At 72.7% G+C, this 5801-nt stretch carries 7 protein-coding genes and 5 tRNA genes; 5 read left to right on the forward strand and 7 right to left on the reverse strand.

Translation table 11 applies throughout. The features are described 5' to 3' along the window. Positions 1 to 38: 38 nt before the first annotated feature. From ACFXB5_RS08730 to ACFXB5_RS08750, 5 genes are all read right to left on the reverse strand, one after another. Positions 39 to 110: transfer RNA gene (locus ACFXB5_RS08730), tRNA-Val, on the reverse strand. A gap of 11 nt (positions 111 to 121) precedes the next feature. Next, a tRNA-Val gene (locus tag ACFXB5_RS08735) sits at positions 122 to 193 on the reverse strand. 24 nt (positions 194 to 217) lie between these two features. Further along, a tRNA-Val gene (locus ACFXB5_RS08740) sits at positions 218 to 289 on the reverse strand. 1 nt (position 290) lies between these two features. Beyond that, a tRNA-Cys gene (locus ACFXB5_RS08745) sits at positions 291 to 361 on the reverse strand. 28 nt (positions 362 to 389) lie between these two features. Continuing rightward, positions 390 to 462 (reverse strand) — tRNA-Gly (locus ACFXB5_RS08750). A gap of 160 nt (positions 463 to 622) precedes the next feature. Here ACFXB5_RS08750 and ACFXB5_RS08755 point away from each other — a divergent pair. The 3 genes from ACFXB5_RS08755 to ACFXB5_RS08765 all read left to right on the forward strand — a co-directional run bounded on the left by ACFXB5_RS08755 (position 623) and on the right by ACFXB5_RS08765 (position 3533). Further along, the gene (locus ACFXB5_RS08755) at positions 623 to 1696 is read left to right on the forward strand and encodes a chorismate-binding protein (protein ID WP_385204194.1); all 1074 of its coding nucleotides are present in this window, start codon (positions 623 to 625) and stop codon (positions 1694 to 1696) included. Beyond that, a complete protein-coding gene (locus ACFXB5_RS08760) occupies positions 1693 to 2520 on the forward strand; it encodes an aminotransferase class IV (protein ID WP_385204197.1) in 828 nt (275 codons plus the stop codon). The genes ACFXB5_RS08755 and ACFXB5_RS08760 overlap by 4 nt, the downstream gene beginning before the upstream one ends. 167 nt (positions 2521 to 2687) lie before the next feature. After that, entirely contained in the window at positions 2688 to 3533 is an 846-nt protein-coding gene (locus ACFXB5_RS08765; RefSeq protein ID WP_385204199.1) for a GNAT family N-acetyltransferase, read from the forward strand. Between the two features lie 27 nt (positions 3534 to 3560). Here the strand turns inward: ACFXB5_RS08765 and ACFXB5_RS08770 are convergent, their stop codons facing one another. Further along, complete coding sequence (locus tag ACFXB5_RS08770; protein WP_385204202.1) at positions 3561 to 4076, reverse strand: DsbA family protein; 516 nt, start codon at positions 4074 to 4076, stop codon at positions 3561 to 3563. A 133-nt stretch (positions 4077 to 4209) separates the two neighbouring features. Between ACFXB5_RS08770 and ACFXB5_RS08775 the strand changes: the two genes are divergently transcribed. Both ACFXB5_RS08775 and ACFXB5_RS08780 read left to right on the forward strand, forming a co-directional pair. Further along, positions 4210 to 4671 carry a hypothetical protein gene (locus ACFXB5_RS08775; protein WP_385204263.1) on the forward strand — a complete coding sequence of 154 codons (462 nt, stop codon included), beginning with the start codon at positions 4210 to 4212 and terminating at the stop codon, positions 4669 to 4671. Between the two features lie 68 nt (positions 4672 to 4739). Then, on the forward strand, positions 4740 to 4913 hold the full coding sequence (locus ACFXB5_RS08780; RefSeq protein ID WP_198268756.1) for a hypothetical protein: 174 nt from the start codon (positions 4740 to 4742) through the stop codon (positions 4911 to 4913). An 89-nt stretch (positions 4914 to 5002) separates the two neighbouring features. Here the strand turns inward: ACFXB5_RS08780 and ACFXB5_RS08785 are convergent, their stop codons facing one another. After that, positions 5003 to 5572 carry a CGNR zinc finger domain-containing protein gene (locus ACFXB5_RS08785; RefSeq protein ID WP_385204204.1) on the reverse strand — a complete coding sequence of 190 codons (570 nt, stop codon included), beginning with the start codon at positions 5570 to 5572 and terminating at the stop codon, positions 5003 to 5005. Positions 5573 to 5801 lie beyond the last annotated feature (229 nt).

Raw genomic sequence — 5801 nt, forward strand, 5'->3', positions numbered from 1 at the left:
GCGCCGGAGCACCCCCCCCCCCCCCCCGCCGATCGATGTGGACGATACTGGGATTGAACCAGTGACCTCTTCCGTGTCAGGGAAGCGCTCTCCCGCTGAGCTAATCGTCCGCAGGACTGCGTGCGCGATACTGGGATTGAACCAGTGACCTCTTCCGTGTCAGGGAAGCGCTCTCCCGCTGAGCTAATCGCGCAGGGTGGACCCGTGAGGATCCGAGTGGACGATACTGGGATTGAACCAGTGACCTCTTCCGTGTCAGGGAAGCGCTCTCCCGCTGAGCTAATCGTCCGAGGTGGAGACGGGATTTGAACCCGTGTAGACGGCTTTGCAGGCCGTTGCCTCGCCTCTCGGCCACTCCACCAGCCGTGGGGGTCGAAACCCCCACACCGAGCGGACGACGAGATTCGAACTCGCGACCCTCACCTTGGCAAGGTGATGCTCTACCAACTGAGCCACGTCCGCAGGTGTCGTTTCTCCGGGGCGCTTCCGCGTCCCGGCGACGTGTTGAACTCTAGCGGATTCCGGGGCCAGCTCAAATTCCGTTTCCGCAGCGTGCTGCCCTGCTCGCGCGCCGCACTCCCTCCCGAGGCCACCCTGACCTGGGCACCATAGACTCGCAACCGTGCACGACCTGCCTCCGCTCGCCCGCTTCGGCGGCCTGCTCGCCACCGATCTACGGGATGTCACAAGCGACCCGTCGGCCCTGGAAACCCAGGGTTTCTGGGCCGTTGTCGCGGACTTCGAGGGCCGACTGGTCTGCGCTCGCTTCGGGGACGTACGGACCGAGCCGGTGCCGCCGCCGGCGCCCGGCGGCTGGCGCGGTCCCACGGCGGGGGAGTGGACCTCGTCACTGGACCGGGCCGCCTACACCGCGGGGGTGCGCACCGTCCGGCGGCGGATCGCGGCCGGCGAGGTCTATCAGGCCAACCTCTGCCGGGTGCTGTCCGCGCCGCTGCCCGATCCGGCCGGGGCCGATGTGGACGCGCTGACCGCGCTGCTGGCCCTGGGCAACCCCGCCCCGTACGCGGGCACCGTAAGGCTGCCGGGACACGGGGTGGAGGTCGCCACGGCCTCGCCCGAACTGTTCCTGCGGCGCACCGGGCGCACCGTGGAGTCCGGCCCCATCAAGGGCACCGGCCGCGCCCCCGAGGACCTGCTGGAGAAGGACCACGCCGAGAACGTGATGATCGTGGACCTGGTCCGCAACGACCTGGGCCGGGTCTGCGCCACCGGCTCGGTGACCGTCCCGGCGCTGTGCGCGGTCGAACCGCACCCCGGTCTGGTGCACCTCGTCTCCACGGTGCGGGGCGAACTCGCCCCCGGCACCGGCTGGCCGGAACTGCTCGCGGCCACCTTCCCGCCCGGCTCGGTCACCGGCGCGCCCAAGTCCAGCGCGCTGCGCGTCATCGAGGAGCTCGAGACCGCGCCCCGCGGCCCGTACTGCGGCGGTATCGGCTGGGTCGACGCCGACCGCGGCACCGGTGAGCTGGCGGTCGGGATACGGACCTTCTGGATCGACCGCGGCGCGGCCGGGGCCGTGCTGCGGTTCGGCACCGGGGCGGGCATCACCTGGGGCTCCGAGCCGGAGCGCGAATGGGACGAAACGGAACTCAAGGCCGCCCGGCTGCTCGCGGTAGCGTCGGGTGTACAGCAGACGACGGGTGTACAGCAGACGATGGGAAGGGCGACGCGATGAAACCGGCCATCTGGCTCGATGGATCCCTCTGTGACCCGGACAGCGCCATGGTGTCCGTGTTCGACCATGGGCTCACGGTCGGCGACGGCGTCTTCGAGACCGTCAAGGCCACCGAGGGGCAGCCGTTCGCCCTCACCCGCCATCTGCGGCGGCTGGCCCGCTCCGCCGCGGGCCTGGGGCTCCCCGAGCCGGACCTGGACGAGGTGCGGCGGGGCTGCGAGGAGGTGCTCAAGGCCCACCCCGTGGCGTTCGGACGGCTGAGGATCACCTACACCGGAGGGATCTCACCGCTCGGCTCCGACCGGGGCACTGCCGGGCCCACCGTGGTGGTCGCGCTGGTCGAGGCGGCCCGCAGGCCCGACGCCACGGCCGTGGTCACCGTCCCCTGGGCGCGCAACGAGCGCGGAGCGCTCACCGGCCTGAAGACCACCTCGTACGGCGAGAACGTGGTCGCGCTCGCCCGCGCCCGCGAGCACGACGCCACCGAGGCCCTCTTCGGCAACACGGTCGGCGCGCTCTGCGAGGGCACCGGCTCCAATGTCTTCGTGGTCCTCGACGGCCAGCTGCACACTCCGCCGCTCTCCTCCGGCTGCCTCGCCGGGATCACCCGCGCCCTGGTGCTGGAGTGGGTGGGCGCCAAGGAGACCGATCTGCCGCTGGACGCGCTGTACCGGGCCGAGGAGATCTTCGTGACCTCCACGACCCGCGACGTACAGGCCGTCCGCCGCGTGGACGGCCACACCCTGCCCGGCGCCCCCGGCCCGGTCACCGCCGAGGCCCTGCGGATCTTCGTCGAGCGGGCGGCCGCGGACATCGACCCCTGACCGGGTCGCCGCCGGCATCCACCCCTCAGCGGGCGGCCGCGGACCCTGAGCGGGCGGCGGGGACATCGGGCCGTGAGCGGTCAAGCCAGGCACCTGACCGGCCGGCCGCGGCGGATCCGCGCCGGAAAACGGGTGACGATCGCCCGGCGGGCCGGTAGAACACCTTCGTGACCACCACTCTGCGGCCCACCGCGCCCGAACGGCACACCGACGGCGGCGGGCGTGCCCGCGCGTACGAGGTGTGTGTCAACGGCCGCCCCGTCGGCTCCGTACGCCTCGCCACCGACGCCCGCCTGGGCCCGGCGGCCGGGCGTATCGAGGAGCTGCACATCGACGAGGCCGATCGGCACCGGGGCCGCGGCACGGTCGCCGCGCTCGCCGCCGAGGAGGTGCTGCGCGGCTGGGGCTGCACCCAGCTGATGGTGAGCGTCCCCGCCTCGGCCACGACCGCCCTCGGGCTCACGGCCGCGCTCGGCTACCGCGAGCGCGGCCGCAACATGCTCAAACGGCTCACGGACCCGCCCGAGCTGCCCGAGGGCAGCGCGATACGTCCCCTTACGGAGGCCGACTACCCGGCGTGGCACGCCCACGAGCGGGCCGGATACGTCGCCGATCTGCTGACGCGCGGGCTCACCCGGCAGCAGGCCGACACCAAGGCGGACACCGACTACGCGCAGCTGCTGCCGCAGGGCCCGGACACCCCCACGGCCCTGCTGCGCGTCCTCGCCCACGGCGGCACGGACGTGGGCACCATCTGGATCGCGCTGCGCGAGGGGGAGCCCGACGCCGCCGAGAGCGGTGAGGCGTACGTCTACGCCGTCGAGGTCGCCGAGGAGCACCGCGGCCACGGACACGGCCGCACCCTGATGCTGGCCGCCGAGCGGGCGAGCCTGGCGCACCGGGCGCACAGCCTGGGCCTGCACGTCTTCGGCGGCAACACCCCGGCGCTGCGGCTGTACGAGTCGCTGGGCTACGAGTCGATCGAGTACCAGTTGTACAAGCCGCTGTTGTAAGGGTCTGTTCCGAGGGCTTTCAGGGCTTCAGGACCGCTCGGCGACGAGGCGGGCGGCGATCTCCCCGACGCGCTCCCGCAGCCCCTCCTGGCTCTTGCCGCCGTCGAGCCGCTCGCCGCCGATCACATACGTGGGGGTGCCGGTGACCCCGATCGCCCGGCCCTCGGCCTGGTCCGCGTCCACGATCAGGATGTGCCGGCCGTCGACCAGCGCGGTGTCCATCTCCTCGGCGTCCAGCCCCAGTTCCCGGGCCACCTCCACCAACACCGGCTCACCGCGGGTCCCGAGCTCCTCGGTGCGCTCCAGGACGGCCTCGATGAACGGCCAGCCGCGCCCCTGGGCGATGGCCTCCTCGGCCGCCTGGGCCGCCGCGTGGGCGTGCCGGTGGCGCTCCAGCGGGAAGTGGCGCAGCCGGATGTCCAGCGCGTCCTGGAAGCGGTCGCGCAGCGCGCGCAGGTCGCCCAGGGCGGTACGGCAGTCGGGGCACTGCAACTCGCACCAGACGTCGAGCACGGGGCGGGGGGAGGGGTCGGTGTGGCTCATGGGGCCAGTCTTCCAGCCCCCGGACCCTGAGCCGTACCCGGAGATGTCCCTGATCCCGGGCTCGGGCCATGGCCCCGGCCGCCTTACGGGGTGCACGATGGACTTACCGGAAGCCCTGTTCGCGGGAGGAACGATGCTGACCGACACCATCTGCGCCGCGCTGTCCGCGGCCGGTCTGGGCATCGCCGGGCTGACCGCCTACCGCAAGCGGTTCCTGGCGGCGACGCGGATCGCCGCCTACGCCCTGATCCCGCTGGGCCTGGCCATGACCGGCATCCTGGGCTGGCTGACCGACCTGGTCTTCAAGCCGAGCATCTGGCTGGGCTTCGGCCTGCTGGGCGTCTCCTGGGCGCTGTTCATGATCACGCGGGCGGTCGAGCACCGCTCCGGCGGCACCCGTAAGGAGCGCCGCGCGGCGGCCGCCGCCGAACGGGCCGGCGGGGTGTCCGCGGGGGCCTCGGAGCCCGCCCTGGGGCCCGGCCGGGGAGCCACCGGGGTCAAGGCGTCGGCGAAGCCGAAGACCAAGGGCGGAACGAGCTCTGGCACAGATGACTTCTCCGACATCGAGGCCATACTCAAAAAGCACGGGATCTGACAAGCGACCGATCAAAAAACGATCACCGGTCGCAGGCGGGCTCATGGCTGGGTCATGATCTCCGCGAGATGTTGCAATCACCGCCCGGGGAGCAATCCCCCATCGAAGGACCCCCTGTTCCGCCGAGCGACGAGACCCGTGGCTGTCTCTTCGCCCTCTCGCAGCCGCCGCTGATGCTGTTCCTGGCGTTCATCGGCACCCTGCTCTTCGTGACCGCCGTCCACGACCTCTACCGGTGGTGAGGCGGGCGGCCCGTCCGGTTACCGACGGTGACCGCCTGTCGATGGTGAGACGGAGCCCCGCCCGGCCTCCGACCCCCGTACGCGGACGGTCAGCTCGCGGCCTGGCGGCGCCGGGCGCGGTAGGCCGCGACATGCAGCCGGTTGCCGCAGGTGCGGCTGTCGCAGTAGCGCCGGGACCGGTTGCGGGACAGATCCACGAAGGCATGGCGGCAGTCCGGGGCCTCACAGCGGCGCAGCCGCTCCCGCTCGCCCCCCACCACGAGGAACGCCAGCGCCATCCCGCCGTCGGCGGCGAGGTGGTCGGCCAGCGAGGCACCGGGCGCGAAGTAGTGCACATGCCAGTCGTAGCCGTCGTGGTCGGTGAGCTGGGGCGTGGTGCCGGCCGCGGCGATCATCGCGTTGAGCAGTTCGGCAGTGCGGCGGGCGGCGGCCTCGTTCCCGGCCGCCGCGAAGACCTCGGCGAACCGGGTCCGTACGGCCCGTACCGCGGTGAGGTCGCGCTCCCCGAGCGTGCCGATGTCGCTGATGGCATTGCGCCCGACGAACCGGCGCAGTGCGTCGACATCGGCGAGGTCGTCCTGGTCCGCGCCCTCGGGCGCGGTGTTCACCAGATCGACGACGGCGTCGAGCGCGCACCGGGTGTCGTGGTTGATCAGCACGATTGGCTCCCTGGCCGGCTGGGTCGGCGGCTGCCCCTGGGCTGCCCTCGATCTGCCCGACTCTAGTCCTGCCGGGCCCCGGACGTTCACCAGGCGGCCCAGGGCGGTCATGCGACGGTGCCGGACGGTCATGGGGGGTGGGGGCGGCTGCGCGGGCCGCCGGTGCGGCGCGCCCGCCGGCCGCCCCGCGCGGCGGGCGGGGGGGGGCGCGGGGGTGTGGGTTTGAGTG

It is taken from the genome of Streptomyces sp. NPDC059455 (genome assembly GCF_042750115.1).
GTDB classification, from domain to species: domain Bacteria; phylum Actinomycetota; class Actinomycetes; order Streptomycetales; family Streptomycetaceae; genus Streptomyces; species Streptomyces endocoffeicus.